The sequence below is a fragment of the Microcystis sp. LE19-131.1A genome, from assembly GCF_027532015.1.
GTDB lineage: Bacteria > Cyanobacteriota > Cyanobacteriia > Cyanobacteriales > Microcystaceae > Microcystis > Microcystis ichthyoblabe_A.
In genome coordinates this window covers 1-23,837 of the sequence record NZ_JAPZSS010000312.1, presented here as the reverse complement: position 1 = coordinate 23,837, position 23,837 = coordinate 1, and the positions used below count along the sequence as shown (strand labels likewise).

The 23,837-nt window shown below is 44.6% G+C and carries 21 protein-coding genes and 1 pseudogene; 14 read left to right on the top strand and 8 right to left on the bottom strand.

Annotated features, from left to right (window positions below):
* The first annotated feature begins 183 nt into the window (after window positions 1-183).
* Window positions 184-1,344 carry a 2,3-diketo-5-methylthiopentyl-1-phosphate enolase gene (locus tag O9323_RS21585; RefSeq protein WP_002740716.1) on the top strand — a complete coding sequence of 387 codons (1,161 nt, stop codon included), beginning with the start codon at window positions 184-186 and terminating at the stop codon, window positions 1,342-1,344.
* 55 nt (window positions 1,345-1,399) lie between these two features.
* Here the strand turns inward: O9323_RS21585 and serS are convergent, their stop codons facing one another.
* Window positions 1,400-2,683, bottom strand: coding sequence for a serine--tRNA ligase (gene serS, locus O9323_RS21580; RefSeq protein ID WP_193979096.1), 1,284 nt, complete (start codon window positions 2,681-2,683; stop codon window positions 1,400-1,402).
* A gap of 180 nt (window positions 2,684-2,863) precedes the next feature.
* Here serS and O9323_RS21575 point away from each other — a divergent pair, with 180 nt between their 5' ends.
* Window positions 2,864-3,466: a M23 family metallopeptidase gene (locus tag O9323_RS21575; RefSeq protein ID WP_016515777.1), complete on the top strand. Its 603-nt coding sequence runs from the start codon at window positions 2,864-2,866 to the stop codon at window positions 3,464-3,466.
* 110 nt (window positions 3,467-3,576) lie between these two features.
* Window positions 3,577-4,539, top strand: coding sequence for a glycosyltransferase family 9 protein (locus O9323_RS21570; protein ID WP_149107894.1), 963 nt, complete (start codon window positions 3,577-3,579; stop codon window positions 4,537-4,539).
* Window positions 4,540-4,601: 62 nt separating this feature from the next.
* Here O9323_RS21570 and O9323_RS21565 read toward each other — a convergent pair whose 3' ends face one another.
* Window positions 4,602-5,111 (bottom strand): YceD family protein, encoded by a 510-nt coding sequence (locus O9323_RS21565; protein ID WP_288125736.1) that lies wholly within the window; start codon window positions 5,109-5,111, stop codon window positions 4,602-4,604.
* Between the two features lie 255 nt (window positions 5,112-5,366).
* On the opposite strand from O9323_RS21565, the gene O9323_RS21560 reads away from it, so the two are divergent.
* Window positions 5,367-6,320 carry a tetratricopeptide repeat protein gene (locus O9323_RS21560; RefSeq protein WP_288125735.1) on the top strand — a complete coding sequence of 318 codons (954 nt, stop codon included), beginning with the start codon at window positions 5,367-5,369 and terminating at the stop codon, window positions 6,318-6,320.
* 14 nt (window positions 6,321-6,334) lie between these two features.
* On the opposite strand, the gene O9323_RS21555 is transcribed toward O9323_RS21560, so the two are convergent.
* Entirely contained in the window at window positions 6,335-9,262 is a 2,928-nt protein-coding gene (locus O9323_RS21555; RefSeq protein ID WP_002736785.1) for a DEAD/DEAH box helicase, read from the bottom strand.
* Window positions 9,263-9,607: 345 nt separating this feature from the next.
* On the opposite strand from O9323_RS21555, the gene O9323_RS21550 reads away from it, so the two are divergent.
* The 3 genes from O9323_RS21550 to O9323_RS21540 all read left to right on the top strand — a co-directional run bounded on the left by O9323_RS21550 (window position 9,608) and on the right by O9323_RS21540 (window position 11,193).
* Complete coding sequence (locus tag O9323_RS21550) at window positions 9,608-9,688, top strand: hypothetical protein (protein WP_223210873.1); 81 nt, start codon at window positions 9,608-9,610, stop codon at window positions 9,686-9,688.
* Window positions 9,685-10,467, top strand: a complete 783-nt coding sequence (locus O9323_RS21545) for a transporter substrate-binding domain-containing protein (RefSeq protein WP_002736718.1) — start codon at window positions 9,685-9,687, stop codon at window positions 10,465-10,467. Before O9323_RS21550 ends, O9323_RS21545 begins: the two co-directional genes overlap by 4 nt.
* A 189-nt stretch (window positions 10,468-10,656) precedes the next feature.
* On the top strand, window positions 10,657-11,193 hold the full coding sequence (locus O9323_RS21540; protein WP_147071449.1) for a tetratricopeptide repeat protein: 537 nt from the start codon (window positions 10,657-10,659) through the stop codon (window positions 11,191-11,193).
* 55 nt (window positions 11,194-11,248) lie between these two features.
* Here O9323_RS21540 and O9323_RS21535 read toward each other — a convergent pair whose 3' ends face one another.
* The gene (locus tag O9323_RS21535) at window positions 11,249-13,048 is read right to left on the bottom strand and encodes an SLC13 family permease (RefSeq protein WP_002755586.1); all 1,800 of its coding nucleotides are present in this window, start codon (window positions 13,046-13,048) and stop codon (window positions 11,249-11,251) included.
* A gap of 4 nt (window positions 13,049-13,052) precedes the next feature.
* Window positions 13,053-15,833: a cation-translocating P-type ATPase gene (locus O9323_RS21530; protein WP_288125734.1), complete on the bottom strand. Its 2,781-nt coding sequence runs from the start codon at window positions 15,831-15,833 to the stop codon at window positions 13,053-13,055.
* Window positions 15,834-16,107: 274 nt separating this feature from the next.
* Between O9323_RS21530 and pds the strand changes: the two genes are divergently transcribed.
* Window positions 16,108-17,538: a 15-cis-phytoene desaturase gene (gene pds / locus O9323_RS21525; RefSeq protein ID WP_002736658.1), complete on the top strand. Its 1,431-nt coding sequence runs from the start codon at window positions 16,108-16,110 to the stop codon at window positions 17,536-17,538.
* 105 nt (window positions 17,539-17,643) lie between these two features.
* A complete protein-coding gene (gene crtB, locus O9323_RS21520) occupies window positions 17,644-18,576 on the top strand; it encodes a 15-cis-phytoene synthase CrtB (protein WP_024969990.1) in 933 nt (310 codons plus the stop codon).
* Between the two features lie 63 nt (window positions 18,577-18,639).
* Here the strand turns inward: crtB and O9323_RS21515 are convergent, their stop codons facing one another.
* Window positions 18,640-19,116 (bottom strand): hypothetical protein, encoded by a 477-nt coding sequence (locus O9323_RS21515; RefSeq protein WP_002755589.1) that lies wholly within the window; start codon window positions 19,114-19,116, stop codon window positions 18,640-18,642.
* Window positions 19,117-19,687: 571 nt separating this feature from the next.
* On the opposite strand from O9323_RS21515, the gene O9323_RS21510 reads away from it, so the two are divergent.
* From O9323_RS21510 to O9323_RS21490, 5 genes are all read left to right on the top strand, one after another.
* A complete protein-coding gene (locus tag O9323_RS21510; RefSeq protein ID WP_288125733.1) occupies window positions 19,688-20,392 on the top strand; it encodes a phage tail tip lysozyme in 705 nt (234 codons plus the stop codon).
* 168 nt (window positions 20,393-20,560) lie between these two features.
* On the top strand, window positions 20,561-20,983 hold the full coding sequence (locus O9323_RS21505; RefSeq protein ID WP_002792669.1) for a hypothetical protein: 423 nt from the start codon (window positions 20,561-20,563) through the stop codon (window positions 20,981-20,983).
* 68 nt (window positions 20,984-21,051) lie between these two features.
* The gene (locus O9323_RS21500; RefSeq protein ID WP_002755594.1) at window positions 21,052-21,843 is read left to right on the top strand and encodes a peptidoglycan recognition protein family protein; all 792 of its coding nucleotides are present in this window, start codon (window positions 21,052-21,054) and stop codon (window positions 21,841-21,843) included.
* 38 nt (window positions 21,844-21,881) lie between these two features.
* Window positions 21,882-22,442 (top strand): hypothetical protein, encoded by a 561-nt coding sequence (locus O9323_RS21495; RefSeq protein ID WP_016516133.1) that lies wholly within the window; start codon window positions 21,882-21,884, stop codon window positions 22,440-22,442.
* Between the two features lie 243 nt (window positions 22,443-22,685).
* Window positions 22,686-22,928 carry a hypothetical protein gene (locus tag O9323_RS21490; RefSeq protein ID WP_002737723.1) on the top strand — a complete coding sequence of 81 codons (243 nt, stop codon included), beginning with the start codon at window positions 22,686-22,688 and terminating at the stop codon, window positions 22,926-22,928.
* A 60-nt stretch (window positions 22,929-22,988) separates the two neighbouring features.
* On the opposite strand, the gene O9323_RS21485 is transcribed toward O9323_RS21490, so the two are convergent.
* Window positions 22,989-23,681 carry a pirin family protein gene (locus tag O9323_RS21485; protein WP_002755598.1) on the bottom strand — a complete coding sequence of 231 codons (693 nt, stop codon included), beginning with the start codon at window positions 23,679-23,681 and terminating at the stop codon, window positions 22,989-22,991.
* 23 nt (window positions 23,682-23,704) lie between these two features.
* Window positions 23,705-23,837 (bottom strand): annotated as a pseudogene (locus O9323_RS21480) (IS630-like element ISMae24 family transposase); the annotation flags it as partial.

Below are 23,837 nucleotides of genomic sequence, written 5' to 3'. Positions count from 1 at the left end.
TGTCAATAGCTGAGAAAACCGATCGAAGCCATCAGTAATCAGTAATCAGTTATCAGTTATCAGTTATCAGATGTGAGTTTTCATTTCACTGATTACTGTTTACTGAAAAAAGGCTCCCCACCTCCCCTCTTCCCCAATTCATAATTTATAATTTATAATTCCCACTCCCTTTTTTTACCTTTTATGACTATAATTGTCGATTATCGCTTTCCTCCCGCTATTAATGCCGAAAAACAGGCAAAAACGATCGCTATCGGTCAAACCGCCGGCACTTGGAGCGAGCGCCACAGTCATCGTCAAAAGCAGCTGCAACAACACCTAGCGGAAGTGGTGGGGATCAGGGAGGAAGCAGACGGTTATAAGGTGGCTAGGGTGCGTTTTCCCCAGATAAACGTTGAAAATGACATCGCCAGTCTTTTAACCATGATTTTCGGCAAATATTCCATGGCTGGAGCAGGAAAAGTGGTGGGGGTGTATCTCCCCGAAAGCTACGGCACAAAAGCCAAGTTAGGAATCACAGGAATTAGGCAACGTTTGGGGGTTTATGATCGACCTCTAGTTATGGCAATTTTTAAACCCGCTTTAGGACTATCGGCCCAAGATCACGCCGATATCCTGCGAGAAGTGGCTTTCGCTGGCTTAGACGTGATTAAAGATGATGAAATCATGGCGGATCTTCCCGTAGCTCCCACCCACGAGCGCCTAGATTGTTGTCGCCGAGTTTTGGAGGAAGTGCGGCAGCAAACCGGTAGAAATGTTCTCTATGCGGTTAATGTCACCGGAAAAGCGGACGAATTGCAGAGAAAAGCCCGTTTATTGGTGAAACATGGGGCTAATGCCCTGTTATTAAACGTTCTTACCTACGGTTTTTCCGTTTTAGAAGCTTTAGCCAGTGATCCGGCGATCGATGTTCCCATTTTCGCCCATCCTGCCTTTGCTGGAGCGATGTGTGCCGGTAGCGATACGGGATTAGCCTATTCTGTGGTTTTGGGGACGATGATGGCCCACGCAGGAGCCGATGCGGTGCTATATCCCGCCGCTTACGGTAGTTTACCCTTCGATCCCCAGGAGGAGGGCAAAATTCGCGATATTTTGCGCGATAGAAACGTTTTTCCGGTTCCCTCGGCCGGTATTCGTCCCGGTATTGTTCCCCAGGTCCTTGGGGATTACGGACGTAATGTTATCCTCAATGCGGGAACCGGAATTATGGATCACCCATCGGGACCAGCCAGTGGTGTGAGAGCTTTTTTTGAAGCTTTAGCCAGAATAGAAGCGGGTGAGTCTTTTGATCCCGCCAATTTGCCCGAAGGAGCCTTAAAACAGGCAATTCTAGAGTGGGGTTAAGAGCAACTTTTTCAAATGCACTATACAAGTATTTTGTCAAGCATTTTTAGAAAATTTAACAAATAACTTCCCGTTTTAGATAGGGTTGCAGCACTTCCGGCACTTTTACTGTCCCGTCCGCCTGTTGATAATTTTCTAGGACAGCGGCCATAGTACGACCGATCGCTAATCCCGAACCGTTGAGGGTGTGGACAAAATTAGTGCCTTTTTGCCCTTTTTCTTTAAAGCGAATATTTGCCCGTCGTGCCTGAAAGTCTCTAAAATTAGAACAACTGGAAATTTCCCGATAGGTATTAGCCGAAGGTAGCCACACTTCTAAGTCATAACATTTGGCTGCCGAAAAACCCAAGTCACCGCTACACAATTCAATCACCCGATAGGGCAACTGTAAAGCTTGCAGGATTGCCTCTGCATTAGCGACTAAACTTTCATGTTCCTGAGCAGAAGCGTCAGGATGGACGATTTTGACCATTTCCACCTTATTAAATTGATGCAAACGGATCAAGCCCCTCGTATCTTTGCCATAGCTGCCCGCTTCTCGACGAAAACAAGGGGTATAGGCACAGTGTTTTATCGGTAATTGCTCCGATGAGAGGATTTCATCGCGATAGAGGTTAGTTACGGGTACTTCTGCCGTTGGTGCTAACCAAAGCTCATCATCTCGACATTTAAAGCTTTCTTCCGCAAATTTCGGCAGTTGTCCCGTCCCGCGCAGGGAGTCACTATTAATTAAAATTGGCGGTAAAACTTCTGTATAACCGGCGACAATATGGCGATCGAGCATAAAATTAATTAAAGCTCTTTCTAGGGCTGCCCCGAGGGCGATAAGATTAACAAAACGACTCTGGGCGATTTTTACTGCCCGTTCAAAGTCTAAAATGCCCAATTTTTCCCCAATTTCCCAGTGAGGCAAAATATTCGGGTTGGTGGGTTTATATTCCTCTCCCCAGCGTCTGACTTCGACATTTTCCCGTTCATCCTTACCGATGGGAGTGGTTTCACTGGGTAAATTGGGTAAATCTAAGATTTTTTGGTCAATGGCCGCTTTAATCTCTTTTTCCTGCGGTTCTAATTGAGCTAGTTTACTTTTAATCTCGTTTCCTTCTGTTTTCAGCACCAAGATTTCGGGACTGTTGACATCGCTGCCACTTTTCACTTTTTGTCCTACCAGTTTACCGATTTCGTTACCCCGGGCCTGTAAACTGCTGCGTTCTAACTCTAAAGCCTTCTGTTGTTGATTTAACTGGAGAATAGGGGCAATATCATAACTACCTCCCCGACTATCTAAGCGTTTCTGTACTTCCTCTGGATTTTCTCTAATTTGCTTTAGGTCTAACATGGTACGAGTCAGTAAAAAGTAAAAATTAAGTGGGGGAGTCGGAGAATCGGCAGCCCGAGGGGAAATGTTGTCAATCCCTAACCAATGCTCAATAATAACTCAAAACTTAACTAAAATATCGGTTAAAAGCCGCCGGTAAAATTAGCGGTATATTTAATTGTGGTGTCTGGAGTAAGTCTCATGCTCAAATATCTGCCTGTTAAATTCCTGCGTTTTTTAGCGATTAGCTGTCTTGTTACGTTAATTTCTCTAGGATTTGACCGTTTACACCCCGTTAAAGCTAATCCCACCCTCATAGCTCAAAATGCTTGGGCCGGGGCCTCCTTCCCCGTGGAAAACTTTCAAACCTACACCTCCGGTTTCGGTTATCGTTTCTCTCCCATGGATGGCAGTCAACAATTTCATGCCGGGTTAGATCTGGCCGCACCCTTGGGCAGTTATATTCGCAATTGGTGGACTGGCAAAATCGTCGAATTATCGGATAATACAGGCTGTGGCACCATGATTAAGATGCAATCGGGTCAATGGACGCATATTTATTGTCATCTCATGGGTTCGGTTCAATCCGACAGCCGTGGTACTTTTTTAATTGACATGGAAGGAGGAATCGTCCTTACTCTCGGCCAGGATATACCAGCAGGGGCCCGCATGGCTAGAGTGGGAATGACAGGACGCACCACCGGACCACACCTGCACTGGGGACTGATGTACGGCAATCAATACGTTGACCCCGCTTTGGTTTTAAATGCTATGTACGGTTCTAATCCTTCGGGTAATAGTTAAGAGAATCTGCGATCGCATTCTGTTGAGAAAAAACATCGCTGCCCAGATTTAGTGAATAACGAGGGACACTGCTAAAATTAAGCTGATCGATTCAGGTATATCCAGATAAAATGCGAATATTAACCCTTGTACCGGGAGGAATTAGCAATCAACTGCTGTTTTTTCCCACTCTAGAAACTCTCCGGCAAACTTATCCCCAAGGTACTATCGATGTTTTGGTCGAACCTAGGGCAAAGGCTGCCTATCGTCTCTGTCCCCAGGTTAGGGAAGTGCTTTTATTTGACTATCGAGATCAGTACGGATTAGCGGATTATTTAAATATTTTGGGAGTAATTCGGGACCGGGAGTACGAAATCGCCATTAGTCTCACCAATCGTCCTGCTATCAATCTTTTACTCTGGTTAAATGGTGTTCCCAACCGTATAGGCTATGAAAATAATGGCAGCTGGTTCTTATCGCAACAAGTACCCCAGCCAACGGAAGGCTATCTAGCGGATAATTATCACGCACTGGTCAAAGGGTTAAAGATTGCCGCACCCTGTCCACCTTTAAAACTAACCTTGAATCGCGATGATATCGATTGGGCCGAAATGGAGCAGCAACGCCTCAATATCAAGGATAGCGGCTATATTCTCCTCTACGCCGGCGGTAGCGATCTGAGCATCAGCCAAGGACTGGAAACGCTTTATCCCCTGGAGAGTTGGCTAGAAATTATCCAAGGCATTCGCCATCAACAACCGGATTTACCAATTGTCGCTATCCAGGGAGAACTGGATGAAGCTTGGGTTTTAGCCCTCAAAGCCATGGATAATAACTTAAAAGTGTCCAGAACGGCCGATATCGGTAAAATGGCGGCTATGATCGCCGGTGCTAATTTATTATTAGCTACCGAAAGTGTCCCTTTACAGTTAGCCGTGGCCGTGGGAACCTATACCCTCTCTCTGCTGGTTCCTTCGTTGTCTAAGAGAGTTTTACCGAGTGGGGGAGAGCTACATCGATATATTGAGGCTAATACGGGAAAAGTCGCCGATATTACCCCCGAAACTGTCCTGAAAAAGATTTGGGGCCAGTAAAAAATCGGGTTTTGATCGCTTTTCTCTGGGATCGAAACCCGAAAAAAAATCAGCATCAAAGCTCAATTTTGCGATTGAGATAACTGACTTTTCAAGGATTCTAGGGAGGCCCAACGACCATCGATGGCAGTCTTTTCTGGAAGGACAAAATCGGGGGGTTGACAATTAGCTCCGCAGAGTTGACGGGGGGGTAAAGTTAGACATAACTGCTCGTATAACCACATTTGCGGGTCAAAATCCCCGTTAGGATCGAGGGTTTCCGAGAGGTCTTCGTAGGCTATTTCTCGCTCTAGAGGATAGGAGCTATCGTAGTCTTTATTTTTGTCTAGCCAGATTAATTCGGAAGTGTTTAATTGCAGACGATGATTATATTGTTGTAAACAGCGATCGCAGGTTAAGGTGACGATGGTTTCTGCTTTCACCGATACTTCCAAAAAATTCCCCCCATGTCTAACCAGCAAGGTCCCCCGCACCGGTGTCAAGGTTTCTAGACCGGGGATAAAATTATCGATGATGATCACTCTTTGTCGATCAGGAGATTTGAGGAGGTGGGGGATAAAAATAGTTTCCATAGATAACTCCTGTATCATTTATCGGGTGTCAACTGCGTTAGCTACGAGTTCCTTTATCAGCTTATCGCAGCCCCGACCTCTAGAGACATAGACCGGTTCTAGGCTGTGGGGTGTGGGGTGTATTTTCAGTGAACAGTGAACAGTAAACAGTGAACTGAAAACTCACATCTGATAACTGATAACTGATCACTGATAACTGTATTTGACAGGCTGTCTGTTGATCGATCGAGAAAGTTTCCTCAGAATTGGGAGTATATGCACAAAGGTACTCCTATGTCAACGGTTTTGAAAAATTTTCTTCCTCGCCTCGGTGGATTGGTTATGGTTGCACTGCTCTGCTCGCTTGTGCTGGGGGGATGGCCTCGGCAGGGAAAAGCGGCTCAATCAGTACATTTATCCTACTGGTTGCGATCGGGAATTGAACAACTAGAGGCAGGTAATTATCAGCAAGCTTTGCAGGATTTCAATCAGTCGATCGAACGGGAAAATAACTTGGCCCTAGCCTACAGTAATCGCTGTTTAACTGAGATTTATTTACAGGATTATCTCCACGCTTGGCAAGACTGCACCCGCTCTTTACAACAGCAATCCGATAATTATCTAGCCTATTTCCATCGGGGTTTAGCTTTTTATCGTTTGGGAGATTATCCACAGGCGCTGACCGATTATAACCAGACTATCCGGCTAAAACCCACCTATTATCAAGCCTACTATAATCGGGGTTTAGTTCAGTCGGCTATGAAAAATTATCCCCTTGCCCTAGCCGATTTTAATCAATCCTTGCGTCAAATTACTAACCAGCAACCCGACACTTTAGCCACTATTTATAATGATCGAGGTTTATCTCATTTAGCCCTCCACAATTTTACCTCAGCCAAAGCGGATTTTAATCAAGCTCTCCGGTTAAATAAAAATAACGCCTCAGCCTACTATAATCTAGCTTGTACCGCTCACCAATTAGGTGAATACAACCGCTCGATCGCCCATTTAAATCGAGCGATTGCCATTGATCCTTTTTATGCCGATGCTTATATTAGAAGGGGATTACTGCGGCATCAATTGGGTTATTATCAATCAGCTTTAGCGGATTTAAATCAAGGAGCAAATCACCTCTATCATCAGGGATTGCACCAAAATTATCAGCAAATCCTCGCCCTAATTGAGCAGATTCACCAACAGTTACTTTCCCTACCATCTCCCATTGTTTAGAATAGCGATCAATATTACAAAGGAAAACGCTTCATGGCTGTGACGGCGAGACGGGCATTATCTTTAAGGACTTGGGAAACCCGGGGAATTTGGGGAATTTGCCAGAGAACATCGACGGTGCGCCGTAATAATCGCACTAGATCTCCCTCATCGAGACTGGTATTTTCGCACAATTCTGGCCAGGATGTCCCTTGGGCCCAACGGGAGGCAATTCCCATCAGTTGGGTTTCTAACCAGACGGGAATAGTGATATCGTAGCGAGATTGAGCTTGATAGAGTAAACGGCGAACTTCTCGCAGACCGGGGGAATTTCCCTCTCCTTGTCGCAAAATATCGATAACTTCTGGCACAGGCGGGTAATTGCACCAAGTATCGGGGCGAGGGGGTTCCGTAATCATAGCGCTGATGGCGGCGGCTAGTTGGCTAGGAGTCAATCGGTCCAAATCTCCGGACATCATCGCTAATCCTAACCAGAGTTCATTTTCCCCGCGAATAGTGGCCGCCGCTTCTCCGAGGGGAGTGGGCAAATAACCCTCTAACGCTTGGAATTCTCGCAAAATCTCGATTAGATTCAGAAATTCTTCCCAGTAGTAGGATTTACGCGATTGTTGTTTTTGGTATTTAATCTGGGTCTTGTGTAACTTATCGCGAGCAATCTCTCGATCGTAGTATAGTTTCATCAATCGCCCCGGATTTTTGCGTTTTTGCAGGGGATGAGCGGCAATTTGACTATTGACAATTTCAATTTTTTGTGATTGTGTTGCCAGTTCCGCCACTGGTGGGATGCCCTGCACTTGTTGGGGGATTAAATCGGCGATCGCCTGAGTATTTTCCTCACCCTTGCGCCAACCCCCTAGGGAAACAGCTTCTAGGGAAGGGGGTATCAGTTCGCCTAATGCCGCAGGAGTGAGAAAACCTCGATCTATCTCGCTAATATCGGCATAGGCGGCTAAATACCAGCGATTATCACTGCCTAAACAAACAAGAGTTCGCACTTGACCGGCTCCGTGCAGGGTATTGACAAAGATAGCGGGGACGGGGACGGGAACCTTAATATGTTTGCCCTTGAGATGGAGGATAGTTCCGACGGGAATATTCGGCAATTTTAGATGTATTTCCTGTCTTTTCTGTGCCTCTGCCTGACTAGCGAGGATTTTATACAGTCTTTCTTCTTCCCGCAGTCTTTCCCGTAGCTTTTCGTAACTAAAGACCTGCTCCCGCTCGATCCCGGCTAATTCCATATCCAACTTAGCCAATTCGGTGGTTAAGGCGGTAATCTGTTGTCGTTCGGGGCTTAACTTCAAACGAGCGAGATATTCGGCGAAACTGCGCTCTAAGAGGTCTTTGGTCTCCTCTAGACTGTGTTTTTGCAGGAGATTTAAGACCATGCCGTAACTGGGCGCAAAACAGCTTTGCAGGGGTTCTGGTTGAGCGATGGCCAGAAAAGCCGCTTCTTTTGCCCCTTCAAAGGGCGTTTGTACTGTCACCACATGGCCCACCGCGTCCATTCCCCGGCGACCGGCCCGGCCAGCAATCTGGACAAATTCCGAGGGAGTCAGCATACTGTGGCCATCATCGGTGCGTTTGGAGAGGGCCGAGATAACGGTGGTACGAGCGGGCATATTAATCCCGGCCGAGAGGGTAGCGGTGGCAAAAACCACTTTAATTAAACCAGCTTCAAAGAGTTGTTCGACTAATTCTTTCCAGAGGGGTAAAATCCCGGCATGGTGAACACCACAGCCCCGGGTGAGGGGTTCCACTTGGTCGGCCCGCACCAATTGGGAAGCACTAGCCAGGAATTCAAACAGTTGGTTTTTCGTCTCGGGGTCGGCGGTTAAGAGGCTGAGGAGTTGATCTTCAGACTGGGGGTTATTAGCGAAAAAAGCCAGTAATTTCTGGTGTAAAGGCGGATTTTCGACGGCAAAGAAGGAAAGGGCGAGTTCTTGCAGATTAGGATTATCTTCCAGGAAGAAAATGAGTAAACGGTAGTAAATGGCTCTAGCTTCTTCTGGATTAACGAGATTGAGGTTTTTTAGCTCTCTAATCGCCTGATCGCAACCTTTGCGGCTGAAAATGACGTAAATGGCTGGGAGCATATCCTTGTCCCGCAGCGTGGTGACAATCGAGGCGATGGTGGGACAATCTTCTCGTTTTAAGCGTCGGGGTTTGCCGTGGCCGACTTTTGAGTGTAGTTTCGGGTTAACTTTGCTCTGTTTTGGGTCGAGCAGCGGGAATAATCCCTCTTTATTGGCGAAATAAAAGCGCAGGGGGACGGGGCGAAAATCGGAGTTAATTAGCTCGCAGCTGGAGGTCTGTTTATTGTCGCTGGGTTGACGCAGTTGCCGCACCCAGTTAATCCAGTCGGTGAGTTCCCCGGGGTTGCCGATGGTGGCGGAGAGGGCTACTAATTGGATACTAGGGGGACAGTAGATAATTGATTCTTCCCAAACGGTGCCGCGACCTCGATCGCTGATATAGTGACATTCATCGAGAACTAGGGTTTCCACGTTTTCTAGGGAAGTGCCTACCTCACCGATTGGGGTTTGATAGAGCATATTGCGAAAAATTTCTGTAGTCATGACTACAATTAACGCGGAGGGATTGATCACCACATCGCCGGTAATCAATCCCACTTCCGCAAAGAGCAGCGGGGAATCCTCATCGCCATCGGTGGGGGTACGACCGAATTTTTCTTGAAAATCCCGGAATTTTTGGTTAGAAAGAGCTTTCAGGGGAGTGGTGTAGAAAACCCGTTTGCCCCTTTCTAGGGCGCGATAGATGGCGTATTCTCCGATTAAGGTTTTGCCGGAACCGGTGGGAGCACAGACAACCACTGATTTACCGGCAGCGAGAGCAGCGATCGCCGATTGCTGGAAGTCGTCGAGTTTAAAGGGAAAAATGGTTTTGAGATCCAAAGAAGTAGGGTTGAGGGACTCTTTCACGTCAAGTCTAAGAGGAGAAATTTTTTAAATTGCGGCTATTCTGGCTGGCTTTTTTCATTCTAGTCGAAAAAAGCAGACTTCTAGAAACTAGAGGCGGATTGACCTTTACAATGGTTATAATGAATGACTTTTTTTCTATCACCACTAGCTCGCCATGGCATTAAAGCACCTGCCCAGATTGGGTAACAAATCATTGCCCCTGTTGGTTATATCAATTATTTTAGGCTATTTGGGCAATTATTTTTACCTGCATTTATTTTTGAGACTAGATTTTCTTTTTGGCAGTAGTTTTGCTTTGATCTCGGTTTCGCAACATTTAGCCCTAAAGATAATAATCTAGAGGCGGTGATCGAGCGGGCTGATCATGCCATGTTCGCCGCTAAAAATCAAGGTAGAAATCGAGTTAGTTTAGGTAAAACAGTATGAAAAATTTGTTATTTATTCTTGGTTTTTTGCTCTTAGGTGTAGCCCCAAGTTTTAGTGCCGATCTCGATACAATTATACGCCGGGGAAAATTAATTGTCGCTGTCAAAAATAATCTCCCTCCCCTCGCTTTCCTTGATTCTCAGGGGAATCTGCAAGGATTGGAAATCGACATCGCTAAACGTCTAGCGTCAGAAATTCTCGGTTCTGACAGTGCTATTATTCTCAAACCCGTTAGTAATCAAGAACGTTTACAGGTGGTTATTGATGATCGGGTGGATTTGGCGATCGCTCGTGTGGCGATTACTCCTGCACGTCAGCGCTTAGTGGATTTTAGCCCCTTTTATTACCTCGATAGCAGCGGTTTTGTGACGAAAAACCCGCAATTGCAGCGTTTAGAAGACTTAGCTAACTCTAGAATCGCCGTACTCAACGGATCGACGACAATCGCCCTTGTGCGTTCCAATTTGCCTAACGCTATCCTGCGCGGGGTTGCTTCCTATCAAGAAGCTTTAAATTTACTGGAAACCGGGGAAATAGACGCTTTTGCGGCTGATAATAGCCTTTTAACTGGTTGGGTGCAGCAATTCCCCAATTATCGTCAATTACCGATCGAGTTGGGTGCGATCGCTCTAGGAGTCGTTCTCCCTAAAGGTTTACAGTACCAAAGTCTCCGAGAACGCGTCAACCAAGCGATCGAGCGGCTAGAATCCACCGGTTGGTTAGCAGAACGGCTGAACTATTGGGGTTTACCCCTGAGAATTCGGGAAATGGGGAGATAGGGTGATGGGGTGCGGGGTGTGGGGTGTGGGGAGATGGGAGTTTTTTGCTGTGAGCAATGAACAGTAATCAGTGAACTGAAAACTCAAATCTGATCACTGATAACTGATCACTGATCACTGATAACTGACTAAATCCTGCTATAATCTGATTGAATAAGTATAAAAATATTAATTGCTCGATCGCTAATTATGGAAGATACCCTGCCGCTTATTTACGTTTCTGGATTGCTAATTTTCGTGATTGGTTTAGGAATTTTTGTCATCGTGCAAATCTTTAAAACCCGTCGAGTGGAAGGAACCTTTAACAAGCTACAAAAGAAATTGCAAAAAGAAAAAGGTACGGCTAAAGATTACTATGAATTAGGGAGTCTTTATCTCGATAAAAAACTCTATGTTCAAGCATTGAGTTTACTACAAAAGGCTTTAAAAATCTCTGAGGAAGAAAGCATCGAACCAGAAAATCAAGCTCTAATCTACAATGCGCTCGGTTTTTCCTATTTTGCCCAAGAACAATTAGAATTAGCGATTCGTAACTACAAAGAAGCAATTAAACTTTATCCTGAATACTCGATCGCTCTCAATAATCTTGGCAATGTTTACGAAAAGAAACAAATGGCTAAAAAAGCTCTCGAAACCTACGAAGAAACTCTCAAATTTGATCCTAATAATACCGTGGCGAAAAAGCGAGCCGAATCCCTGCGTAAACGCTTCGCTGAATCGAAATAGTTTTGACTACTGATCAAATTCTTTTTAGAGATCGAAGAATCTTCGATCTCTTTCTTTATTTCAAGCCATAAAACAAGACAATTAAACTAGGGGTTAAAATCGTCAAAATTAAATTTAGGGGCGCACCCAAACGAGTAAAATCGAGGAATTTATAGCCGCCAGGTGCATAAACCATGGTGTTAGTTTGATAGCCAATCGGTGTTAGATAACTATTAGAAGCAGCAAAGGTGACAGCATACATAAAAGCCAAAGGATTTAAACCCAAAGTTTTTGCCACTTCCACGGCGACGGGAATCATTAATACCACAGCGGCGTTATTAGAGAGGATTTCAGTTAAAACTGAGGTAATTAGATAGAAGAAAACTAATATCCAAAAACCCGAAAGATGTCCGCCGATAGCTACTAAATTATCTGCTAACCATTTAGTCGTTCCTGAGTTATCCATGGCAGTACCCAGGGGAATTAAACCCGCTAATAAAAAGATAATATCCCAACGAATGGAACCATAGACTTCCCCTGGTTTTAGACAGCCAGTAATTACCATTAAAACCACTCCAACTAAACTGGTGACGAGAATCGGTTGAATATCAAAAGCGGCAATAATAATCACCAACAAAGTAATCATTAAAGCAATAATGCCTTTATCCTTTCGCAGGGATTCGATATCTTTTTCTTCTAAGACTAATAATTCTCTTGTGGTTTGTAACCCCACAAAACTCTGTTTAGGTCCCTGAACTAAGAGCAAATCGCCAAACTTTAAAGGAATTTTTCCTAATCTTCCTTGTAGTAATTCCGAACCACGCCGAATCGCTAGAACTGTTGCATTATAACGCTGACGGAATTTCAAATCTTTTAAAGTTGTCCCAATTAAACGGGAATTAGAGAGAATCAAAACCTCAGCTAATTTTTCCTCACCTGTAGTAATTGCCGATTCAATATCTTCTTGTTGAAATTTGATATCAGCAAAGATTTCTAAACCCCGTTCATCCTTAATTTTTAATAGTTCTTCCCGACTACTGTGAACGATTAAAATATCGCCAGCATTGAGCACTTTATCGGCTAAAGGTTGGGGTAAATGTACCTTATTTCTGATTAATTCCAACACATCAAAATCAAACTTTCTTTGTAGTCCACTTTGAGATAAAGTTTGACCGATAAGATTAGAACGAGGGCTAATAATTACCTCACTCAGATATACTTTAGAACCATAATCATCGTCCAAAAATTCCCCCGTGGAAGATTTGCGATCGGGTAGTAATTTCGGGGCAAAAATTGTTAAATAAATCAACCCTGCTAAAAAAGTTACTAATCCTAAAGCAGTGAATTGAAATAAGCTAAATTCCCCATAACCCAGCTTGGCAGAAATACCACTAGCGAGAATGTTAGTAGAAGTCCCCACCACGGTAATCATCCCCGCTAAAACCGTGGCGTAGGAAAGGGGAATTAATAACTTAGAAGGGGAAATTTTTTGTTTTTTACACCAATCTTCAACGATAGGTAAAAAGATCGCCACCACTGCCGTGTTATTAATAAAAGCACTAATCGGCCCCACCAATGCCCCTAGGACAAATACCTGTTGGTGGGGACTTTTGCCCCCCCAAACCAGCAAGCGATCGCGAATTACTTGAATCACTCCCGTGCGGGTAATTCCGGCACTAAGCACAAACATCGCCATCACTGTCACCGTGGCAGAATTACTAAATCCGGCGATGCCTTCTTCGGGAGTAACTAAACCCAAAAGAATCAGGACAATCGCCACGCATAAAGCGGTTAAATCTACCGGTAGCCATTCCGCCACAAAAGCGACTAAAGCAACGACTAAAACCGTTAAAGTCAGAATAATTGGTGTTGGCATTGATTTATTTTTTCGTCATGAACCAGCGAATAAACAACTTCTCTAACTCAATCCAAACAAACATTAAGGCACTAAATCCAAAACAGATTAATAATTCCGTGCCACTAATCCATTGAGTACCGAAGAAGTTTTGTAGAGGAGGAGCATAAATTAACAACAATTGTAGGATCGTTGTCAAGCCCACGGCGGCGATAATGTAAGGATTAGAGAAGGGATTCATTTGCACAGCTAACTGGGTATGGGAACGCACCGCTAAAGCGTGACCCATTTGTGCTAAACAGAGGGTAGTAAATACCATGGTTTTCCAGCGTCCGGGATCTCCGATTTCGGGGGTTGCCTGAGTATATTGGTAAGCCCAGTACATCATAATAATGGTGAGAATGGCAAAGACGATGCCGATGCGAATCATATACCAACCCAACCCGCGAGCGAAAATGCTTTCCCGGGGGCTAAAAGGTGGACGTTTCATCACATTAGGTTCGGCGGGTTCCATTGCCAGAGCAAGAGCCGGTAAACCGTCGGTGACAAGGTTCATCCAGAGGATTTGCAAGGGAGAAAGGGGTACACCGCCTAAACCGAGCAGCGGAGCCGCTGCAATGGTTAAAACCTCGCCAATATTACTGCCGAGAATGTATTTAATAAAGCGCCGAATGTTACTGTAAACCACGCGCCCCTCTTCGGTGGCAGCGACGATGGTGGCAAAATTATCATCCAGCAAAATCATATCACTGGCTTCTTTGCTGACATCGGTTCCCGTAATCCCCATGGCGATGCCGATATCCGCTTGTTTTAGTGCCGGAGCATCATTGACTCCATCCCCCGTCATGGCGACGAATTTGCCCCGTTTTTGCAAGGCTTGGACGATTCTCAGCTTATGTTCGGGAGAAACGCGAGCATAGACGCTCACACCATCTACCTCTGCCTCTAGATCATTCTGAGACATTTTTTCTAATTCTTTACCCGTGATTACTCGCTCTCCGGGGGCAGCAATGCCTAATTCAAATGCGATCGCCTTGGCCGTTAATTGGTGATCTCCGGTAATCATAATCGGACGAATTCCCGCTTGACGACAGAGGGCAACCGCTTCTTTAACTTCTTTGCGGGGTGCATCGAGCATTCCCACCAATCCCAACCAAACCAAGGATTGTTCCTCACTATCTTCTCTTTCCGCTTCCGGCACTTCTGTCATCGGTTTATAGGAAAAACCTAAGACTCGTAGGCCATTACTCGCCATTTCGTCATTTTGTGCCAAAATACGGCTTCTTTGTTCATCTGTTAAGGGTTGACTTTCCGCCCCAACTTGGATTAGAGAACAACGTTCGAGAATTAATTCCGGCGAGCCTTTGGTAAACATTAAATAGGCAGAATCCCCCAAACCTAACTGAGCATTCTCACAGATTACTGACATTCTCTTTCGTTCGGAAGAAAAGGGAAATTCGCCTAAACGAGGGCTTTTTGGTGCCAATGCTTCCCGATATAGTCCTCCTTTCCCCGCTAACGTCAGTAAAGCTCCTTCGGTGGGATCGCCTAAAATTGACCATTCTTGCGCTTTATTTTGCAAAAATGCATCATTACACAGCACACAAGCCGTTAAAATTGCCTGTAGTTCGGGATCACTTTCACTAACACCATTAAACTCACCGATGGGCGCGTAACCTTCCCCTGTGACAGTAATGACATGGTGGGAAGTATTAACTTTCTGCACCACCATTTTATTTTGAGTTAAAGTTCCGGTTTTATCGGAGCAAATCGTCGTTACCGAGCCTAAGGTTTCCACTGCCGGCAATTTACGGATTAAAGCTTGTCTTCTCACCATTCTTTGGGTTCCAATTGCCAAAGTCACCGTCACCACTGCCGGTAAACCTTCGGGTACAACGGCCACAGCCATACTGAGGGAAGTTTCGAGGAATGATTCAAAAAACTGCCAACCAAAGCGAATTACGCCACCAAGCACGACTACAGCCACTAAAGCTAGGGAACTACTCACTAAAACGTTACCTAACTGCGACATTCGCTGCTGTAGGGGAGTTGGTTCACTTTCTACTCCTTGCAACAAAGCGGCGATTTTACCGATTTCCGTATCCATTCCCGTCCTGGTAATCGCCACTTTCCCCCGTCCTTGTACTACTTCTGTACCCTGATAGACGAGGTTAATGCGATCGCCTAAAGAGGCATCTTCCGGTAAAACCTTCTGTGCTTGTTTATTCACCGATTCCGCTTCCCCCGTGAGGGCAGCTTCGCGAATTTGCAGGTTTTGTGCTTCTAATAATCTGCCATCGGCGGCAATTTGTACCCCCGCTTCCAGTAACATGATATCCCCGGGTACAAGTTCCTTAGCCGCCACTTCAAAGGTGCTACCATTACGGATAACCCGGACTTTCGGCGAGGATAACTGCTTAAGGGCGGCTAAAGCCTTTTCTGCCCGACTTTCCTGTAAATATCCTAAAATACCGTTTAAAATAACAATCGTAAAAATAGCGATCGCATCTTTGGGAAATTCCGCTTTTTTCAGGTCTAAAACCGCCGAAACCACCGCCACGGCAATCAGCATCACTAACATAATGTTAGTAAACTGTTCCCAGAGAATCATTAACGGGCTGCGTCCTCCCGTTTCTTTTAGTTCATTTAACCCGAAAATATCCTTTCTTTTAACAATTTCCGCCTCGTTTAAGCCAGTTTCCCCATTGGTTCTCAGGATTTCTAGGGTTTGTTCGCCAGTTAAATTATGCCAAGCACGATTGTTCTCTATCTCCGAGACTTGAGGTGACGTAGTGGGAAAAGTCATAGCGATCGATTGAAGAGGGTGTACGCGTAAACTAAAAAGGTAAGCGAATTAAGCTAATTACATATCACAATATCAGTTATCAGTTATCAGTGACCAGTTATCAGTTATCAGTGACCAGTAAGCAGTCAGCAGTTATCAAGGAAGTGGGGTGTGGGGAGAACAAAGCCGCCTCCTGCCCCCTGCCTTCTCGATAATCTGAAAAAAAATGTAACGAAATGTGAAGTATAATGGCGAATGTGATAAAGACAAGACATTAGAGAGTAGATAGGAAACGATGCGAGTTGCGATCGCTGGTGCGGGACTAGCCGGATTATCTTGTGCGAAATACCTTGTCGATGCGGGACATACGCCCATCGTACTGGAACGTCGCGATGTATTAGGGGGAAAAATTGCCGCTTGGAAAGATGCCGATGGTGACTGGTACGAAACCGGTTTACATATCTTCTTTGGCGCTTATCCCAATATGCTGCAATTATTCCAAGAATTAGGCATAGAAGATCGTTTACAGTGGAAAGAACACTCGATGATCTTCAATCAGCCGGAAAAACCAGGGACCTATTCGCGGTTTGACTTCCCTGATATTCCCGCCCCAATTAACGGTATTGTTGCCATTCTTCGCAATAATGATATGTTAACTTGGGAGGAAAAAATTAAATTTGGACTCGGTTTACTCCCTGCCATTGTTAAAGGACAAAGTTACGTCGAGGAGATGGATAAATATTCTTGGTCAGAATGGCTAGAGAAACAAAACATCCCTCCTAGGGTAGAAAAAGAAGTGTTTATCGCTATGTCGAAAGCCCTAAACTTTATCGATCCTAACGAAATTTCCGCCACGATTCTACTAACGGCATTAAACCGATTTTTACAGGAGAAAAACGGCTCAAAAATGGCCTTTCTCGATGGTTCACCCACAGAAAGACTCTGCCAACCTTTAGTCGATTACATCACCGCTAGAGGTGGCGAAGTGTGCTTAAATGCCCCTTTAAAAGAGATTCTCTTAAATGAAGATGGCACAGTTAAAGCCTTCTTAATGCGCGGTTTAGATGGCGGGGAAGATTATCTTTTTGAAGCCGATCTTTATGTGTCTGCGATGCCTGTAGATCCCTTAAAAGTTTTACTGCCTAAACCTTGGCAAGAAGATAAATTCTTTCAAAAATTAGAAGGATTAGAAGGGGTTCCCGTCATTAATTTACACCTCTGGTTTGATCGCAAACTAACCGACATCGATCATTTATTATTCTCCCGTTCACCTTTACTCAGTGTTTATGCTGACATGAGCAACACCTGTAAAGAATACGCCAACCCCGATCGCTCGATGTTAGAATTAGTTCTCGCTCCCGCTCAGGATTGGATTAGCAAATCCGATGAAGAAATTATCGCCGCCACGATGAAAGAATTAGAAAAACTCTTTCCCCAACATTTTACTGGCGATAATCCCAGTCAATTGTTAAAATATCATCTGGTGAAAACTCCCCGATCGGTTTATAAAGCCACCCCTGGCCGACAAGCTTATCGACCTTCTCAGAAAACTCCGATCGAGAATTTTTATCTCGCCGGTGACTATACCATGCAAAAATATTTAGGAAGCATGGAAGGAGCGGTTTTATCGGGGAAATTAGCGGCAGCAGTGATCAGCAAAGATCACCCCGCAGCACCGCTAAACCCGAATAAAACCCAATCCACACCAGTGTCCAGCGCTCGTTAATTCTCTGGCTAGGGACTAATGACGAAAATGGCCTTGAGTGAGACAATGCTATATCATTAGCCACAGTTCGCCGTTAATCTAAGTCAATCATTCCGCCCCAGCAGAATGCTCCAATTGCCAAAACCGACCCACCCCACCAAACCCCTCGTCTCCCTTGCGGAGTCCTACGAACTCTGTCGCCGGATTACAGAGAAGTATTCCAAAACGTTTTATCTCGGTACTCTCCTGATGCCGAGAGCAAAACGTCAAGCGATCTGGGCAATTTATGTCTGGTGTCGTCGTACCGATGAACTGGTCGATGGTCCCCAAGCCCGGTTAACTACCCCTGAAACCCTCGATTTATGGGAAAAACAGCTAGAAACTGTCTTTTCTGGGGTTGCCCTTGAGGATGCCGATGTCGCTCTCGTGGATACTCTAGAAAAGTTCCCCATGGATATCCAACCCTTTCGGGATATGATCGCCGGGCAACAGATGGACCTCTATCGCAGTCGTTATCAAACCTTTGATGAACTAAAACTGTACTGCTATCGGGTGGCGGGAACGGTGGGGTTAATGTCCAGCGCGGTGTTAGGATTGGAGGATGGCGATCGCTCGGCCCCTTGGCGACGCAATCAAAGCGTTTATATTCCCCAAGAAGAAGCGATCGATCTCGGTATTGCCAATCAATTAACCAATATTTTGCGGGATGTGGGGGAAGATGTCCATCGTGGGCGGATTTATCTACCTTTAGAGGATTTAGAGCGTTTTAACTACAGCGAAGATGATTTACTCAAAGGGGTTAATGATGACCGTTGGAAGGGGTTAATGCGCTTCCAAATTGAGCGGGCCCGTTATTACTACGATTCCGCCGAAAGGGGGATTCGCGCCCTTAATCCCGATTCCCGTTGGCCGGTTTGGGCGGCTTTACTGCTTTATCAAGGCATTTTAGACGTAATTGAAGCAAATAATTACGATGTCTTCGCCCGTCGTGCCTTCGTGCCTTTAGCCAAGAAAATGCTCTATTTACCCGTGGCTTGGTTGCGATCGCAAGCCTTATAAAGATGCGACGGGTTTTGTCGCTTGGCGACTCCACCCATCGAGTCTTAACTAGGGTTGGCTTTTTCAGAGCGATTTGGGAGTCACCAACCAGAAAGGTCCGGTTTCCGTGCAGGGAACATCTCGATCGGTTTCGTAAACCACAAGGCCATCTTGCCGATCCAAAACCAGGGCTTCTCCTAGACGGACGTAGGATATAAATGGGCCGAGATAGCGGACAATAGGCTCATCGCTACAGGCTGGCAATACCCGATCGTTAAAATACTCGCACCCCACATCCTCGACGCTTTCATAGTAGCGGATGCTGAGATCATCGATCGCTTTCCCCGGAAAGCGGTCTTGGATAGCTGACCGGAGAAATTCTGGCAGCGGTCGATCGGGCGATAATAATGTGGCAGATTTCATGGCTTTTCCCCCTAAAACTAAAGGAAGCGGGAAACTCTGACAAATGCCTATCCTCTCGGAACTATTCGCTTCCGCTCCCCACCTGGTCAATTTTTTACTAGGGATGGGATCTGGCGCAGGGAGTCCCCTTGTATTCATTGTAACAAATTTCTCCGCAAAGGTTCAGGGCGATACGGTGAGAACAGTTTTTCTTGATTTTTCGTTACAAAGATTGACAAATTTATCCTTTTATTTTGGCGATAATAATAATGGCGTTGCTTAACCGAGGTATAAATACTATCGCTCTTGGAGGGAGTCTGGCAAAAGTCTTACAGTCTCTAAACTCTAGCTCTCTTATGGGGTAAGCCTTCAAGCTATCGCTAACTAACAGAAACCCGAAATTTGAGTTTTTATTAGAAAAAAAGTTAGCGATCACTTATCAAGCAAGAGTTTCAGAATCTAGATTCGGTCAGGGATTTCCGAAAGTTCCAGAAGAGCGCTATAGCGGTTCTCACACCTGTGTGGCACAGCTAAGCCTTTGCTGGGTAAGCTTTTCAACATCGATAATGTACCTCTTGCAAACAGGAAACGCTATAATTTGGCACATATCCACAAGTTAGCTTAGTCCGAGGTTTTAAAAATTGCCTAGAGGACAATTCATAGTTAAAATCGGCAACGCCTCCTCCCAATACTAATTTTCAATAATCTTTTCTTAAGGAGTTTATTTCTCATGACACATCAACATATCATTCTCAAACTCAATGATGGAATTTTCGATACTAAACCGGAAGTCGTTAACGAAGTCAAACGCCTGCAACAAACCCTAAAAGATTGGGGAACTTTAGCGGCAAACGAATCAATAGATGGAAAGTTCGGACCGAAAACTGACGAAGCCGTTAAGCGTTTTCAAGGGAAACACTCTCTCACACAGGATGGTATAGTGGGTCGAAATACCTGGGCGGCACTCTTGAAAGTGCCACTATCAGAAATAGATATTATCCCTCGCCCCAGTGGTGGCACAGGTCAGGGGAATTCACCATTTTCAGGAAATAAAGGGATAATTCACAATGAACTGATAAGTCATGGATTTTCTCCTGTACAATGTGCAGCAATTTTAGGGTGCTGGCAGCAAGAATCTTCGTTTAATCCACGCGCAGAGGAAGGCCCGCCACCAAAGGGATTAGGATTAGCTCAATGGAGTTTTGACCGACGGAAACTTGTACCTGCATTCACGAATAGTGTGACTACTGACATTCACAATCAAGTCGATCTTTTCGTTCAGGAATTAAATACTACAGAAAAAAAAGCTGGACAGATTTTACGTTCTGCCATAACTCTAGCACAAGCAATGCAAGGAATGAAAGAGTATGAGCGATTCGGAATTGCGGGAAATCGCGAAAAGTTCGCAAAACAAATCTTAAAGGAACTCACATAGTCATCAGTAAGCGATGCTCGGTTTTTGAAGTTCTCTAGATTTGCTCTGCTGACAAAACTATAGGAGAGGGAAATAATAGTGTGTAGTTTACTAAGAAATTAACTCTAGTTCTAACAAAGTTATTATAATCATCTCCTGATAAGCGAAAAGTCAGACTATTACCATAATATGAAATTAACGTTCCCTGATGTGAAATCAACATTCCCTTTAACGGCAATTCTCATTTTTTTGAGTGTTCCGACCTTTTCCCTCAAATCACAAGCTGCACCTCCACCTACTAAAGTAGGACAGTGTAGCAACACTTTTGTTTCTAAGGTAATGACTAGATTACAAGATGCAGTTACCAAGAAACCGATCTTGGGTTCGGGAACATCAATTGAATTTACTAACGGAATCTATCTGGTTTCTTATGACACGGTTCCTGAAGCCGAATCTTCCAAGCCCAGAGATCCAGTAAAATTGTGTTTAATTTCAATTCCGAAAAACTGCCCTCCTGGTGACAATCGAGGAAAAGTTTATACCGTAACTAACCTCAGAACCAAAAAAACATTCACGCTCCCAGATTCTCAGCATAGTTGTGGAGGAGCATAAACAGGTTTATTTTTCAATCCTCTAAACTATTCTAATTTTAACTTACTCTAACTAAGGAGAACAAAAAAATGCCTTTTACTGCCAAAGTGATTACAACTAATGAATGGGGATCAAGACCAGCCGGTCCCTTTGATAAAACAGTGCCTAAATTTATCGTGATTCACCATACCGATAATCAGAATCCCCCTAACGATTCCTCAAAGGGAACAATAGATGGAGCTAAACAATTAGCTCGTGATATTCAAAAATTTCACATGGATAGTAGAGGCTGGAGTGATTCTGGACATAATTTTCTGAATACAACTGGAGGAATTCTTCTAGAAGGAAGACATGGAACTCTTGATGCAGTCAAACAAGGAATGTGCGTTCAATCTGCCCATGCTCGCCAAGACGGAAACCGACTTGCTGGCGGTAATAAGTGTCCTGGAATTGAAAATGAAGGCAACTTCATGACTTTTCACATGGGACAAAAACAGTGGGATAGTTTAGTAGAATTATGCGTTTCTTTATCTAGCTCTTGCAACATTAGCCCCAAGAATATTCGAGGACATCGAGAGTTTAGTAATACTGATTGTCCGGGGGATTGGTTATTTAGTCAATTACCTCGTTTACGACAGGAAGTTGCTAATAAATTAGGTAGCACAGTTGAAGAAGATGAACCCTTACTTAAACTAGGTTCAATTGGTCAAGATGTTATTGAACTTCAACAAAAACTAACAGATAAAAGCTTTTCTCCGGGGGCAATAGATGGAGATTTTGGAGAAAATACCAAGCAAGCTGTTATTGCTTTTCAACGTTCTGTTGGACTAACTGCTGATGGTATTGTTGGACCTCGTACTCGCAAAGCTTTAGGTTTATAGGCTTAATTTGATGTGTAATTAATTCTATCGAGGTACTTATGACTAGAAAATTTATCGCCTGTAAACAACAAGTCTTTAATCGTGGAGTACCCCCTGATTCGTTTCTGAATGAATTGATCGATTGGGCCAAGCAAGCTCCAGATGATATCTTCACGCCGAATGATAAACACGACATTTACTCCAACGTCAAACCAGAACTCGGACCTTGGCAAGGTGTCCTACACCGCAAGGCAGTCATGCTGGAGGTACTGAGGGTGCTTGGCGGCTTCGAGAGTTCATGGAACTGGAACGAAGGAAGGGACACGACGAATCCTGACTCCAACACCCCTTGCTCGGAAGAAGCTGGAATTTTTCAATGCTCAGGCGATTCGATGGATTTTGACCCTAGCTTGAAAAAGTTGCTCAAAGATACTTCTGGCAAGACGGATTGCGAGACGTTTATCAAAGTCTCGAAAAGCAACCACAAATTCGCTATCGAGTATTGCGCCAGACTTCTGCGGTTTACCGTCAACCATCACGGACCTGTAAAACGAAAGGAAATTAATCCTTGGTTGAAACGCAATGCGGTGGTGGAGTTTCAGGGTTTTCTATCTGATTGAATTTCTGTAAGGGGGTACTAACCCCCCTAAATTTCAAGCTGACGACAAGGAGACTACTCCATGAAAAATCGGCGTTGCTGAATCAAGGTATGAATGCCAACTGTGCAGGTTCCCGTGCAAAAGTTAGTTTGGCTCTAGGTTTTAAAAATACTAGAAAAGAAGATTCATATCTCAAATCAGCAACTCCAGAAGTGGTTTAGTAGTGCCGAATTCTCGTTCCCAATCATTTAGGAGGTAGGAAAGATGACAATTTATGTCACCCGCGAGGGAGATAAACTGGTGGCCGATTCCCCACTGGAATTGGTGGAAAAATTACAACAATGTCAGGGGAGAATGACGGAAACAAGACAGGAATTCATGACTCGGATGGCTGCACAGATGGTGGCCAGCCAAGGCGTTACTGTTCCTATCACCGATCCAGAGAATTTTATCGCCGAGCTAATCCATAACGATTTTCTCAGCGTGGTGGACAGTATTGATGGCTGAAAGTCGGCCGGGGAATTGACGGCAAAACTTCGCCCCTAGGGTTTCTAACACTCAACCCCACTACCCTAGGTCAAAAAGCAAAATTTCCGAGTCTTCTAGAGATTGAATAGCCAAAGAAGTTTCCTCGCTAATTGCCGCTCCATCCCCCGCTCGTAAATGCACGCCATTTAGGGTTATTTGCCCTCTAGCCACTTGTAACCAGCCATAACGACCGGAAGCTAAGGAATGAGTCAGGGACTGGCCTAGGGGCAGAATTCCTGCGTAGAGATTAACGTCTTGATCGACTTTAACCGCGTTACCGGCACCGGTGGGAGAGGCGATTAATTGTAGGGTATGGGGAGAAAATTCGATCGCTTTTTGTTCATAACTGGGTTCTAGATTTTTTTGGTCGGGAATAATCCAAATTTGCAGAAAATGGAGGGGATTAGTGGCAGAATGATTAAATTCACTGTGTTTTATCCCCGTTCCTGCGCTCATCCGTTGAATTTCACCGTGTCGAATCACGGAACCAGTGCCGAGACTGTCTTGGTGTTCTAGTTCTCCCGCCAAAACATAGGTTAAAATCTCCATATCCTGGTGTCCGTGGGTGTGAAATCCTTTTCCCCCAATCACTTTATCCTCATTAATAACTCTGAGACTCCTAAAATTAATCTGTTGGGGATCATAATATTGGGCAAAAGAAAAAGTATGATAGGTATCCAACCAACCATAGTTAGCGTGGCCTCTTTCCTCCGCTTGGCGTATAGTAATCATCAGTTTTCCTCTTTTTTAAGTACCTAGGCAAAATTAATTACATACTCGCCTCCAAAATTGTCCAGCACTTTTTTAACGTAAGCGAGGAGGCTCTTTCGGTCTTTATAGGCGCTAAATTCAATCCATTCATATTTTAAAAATCTCCATAATATTTCA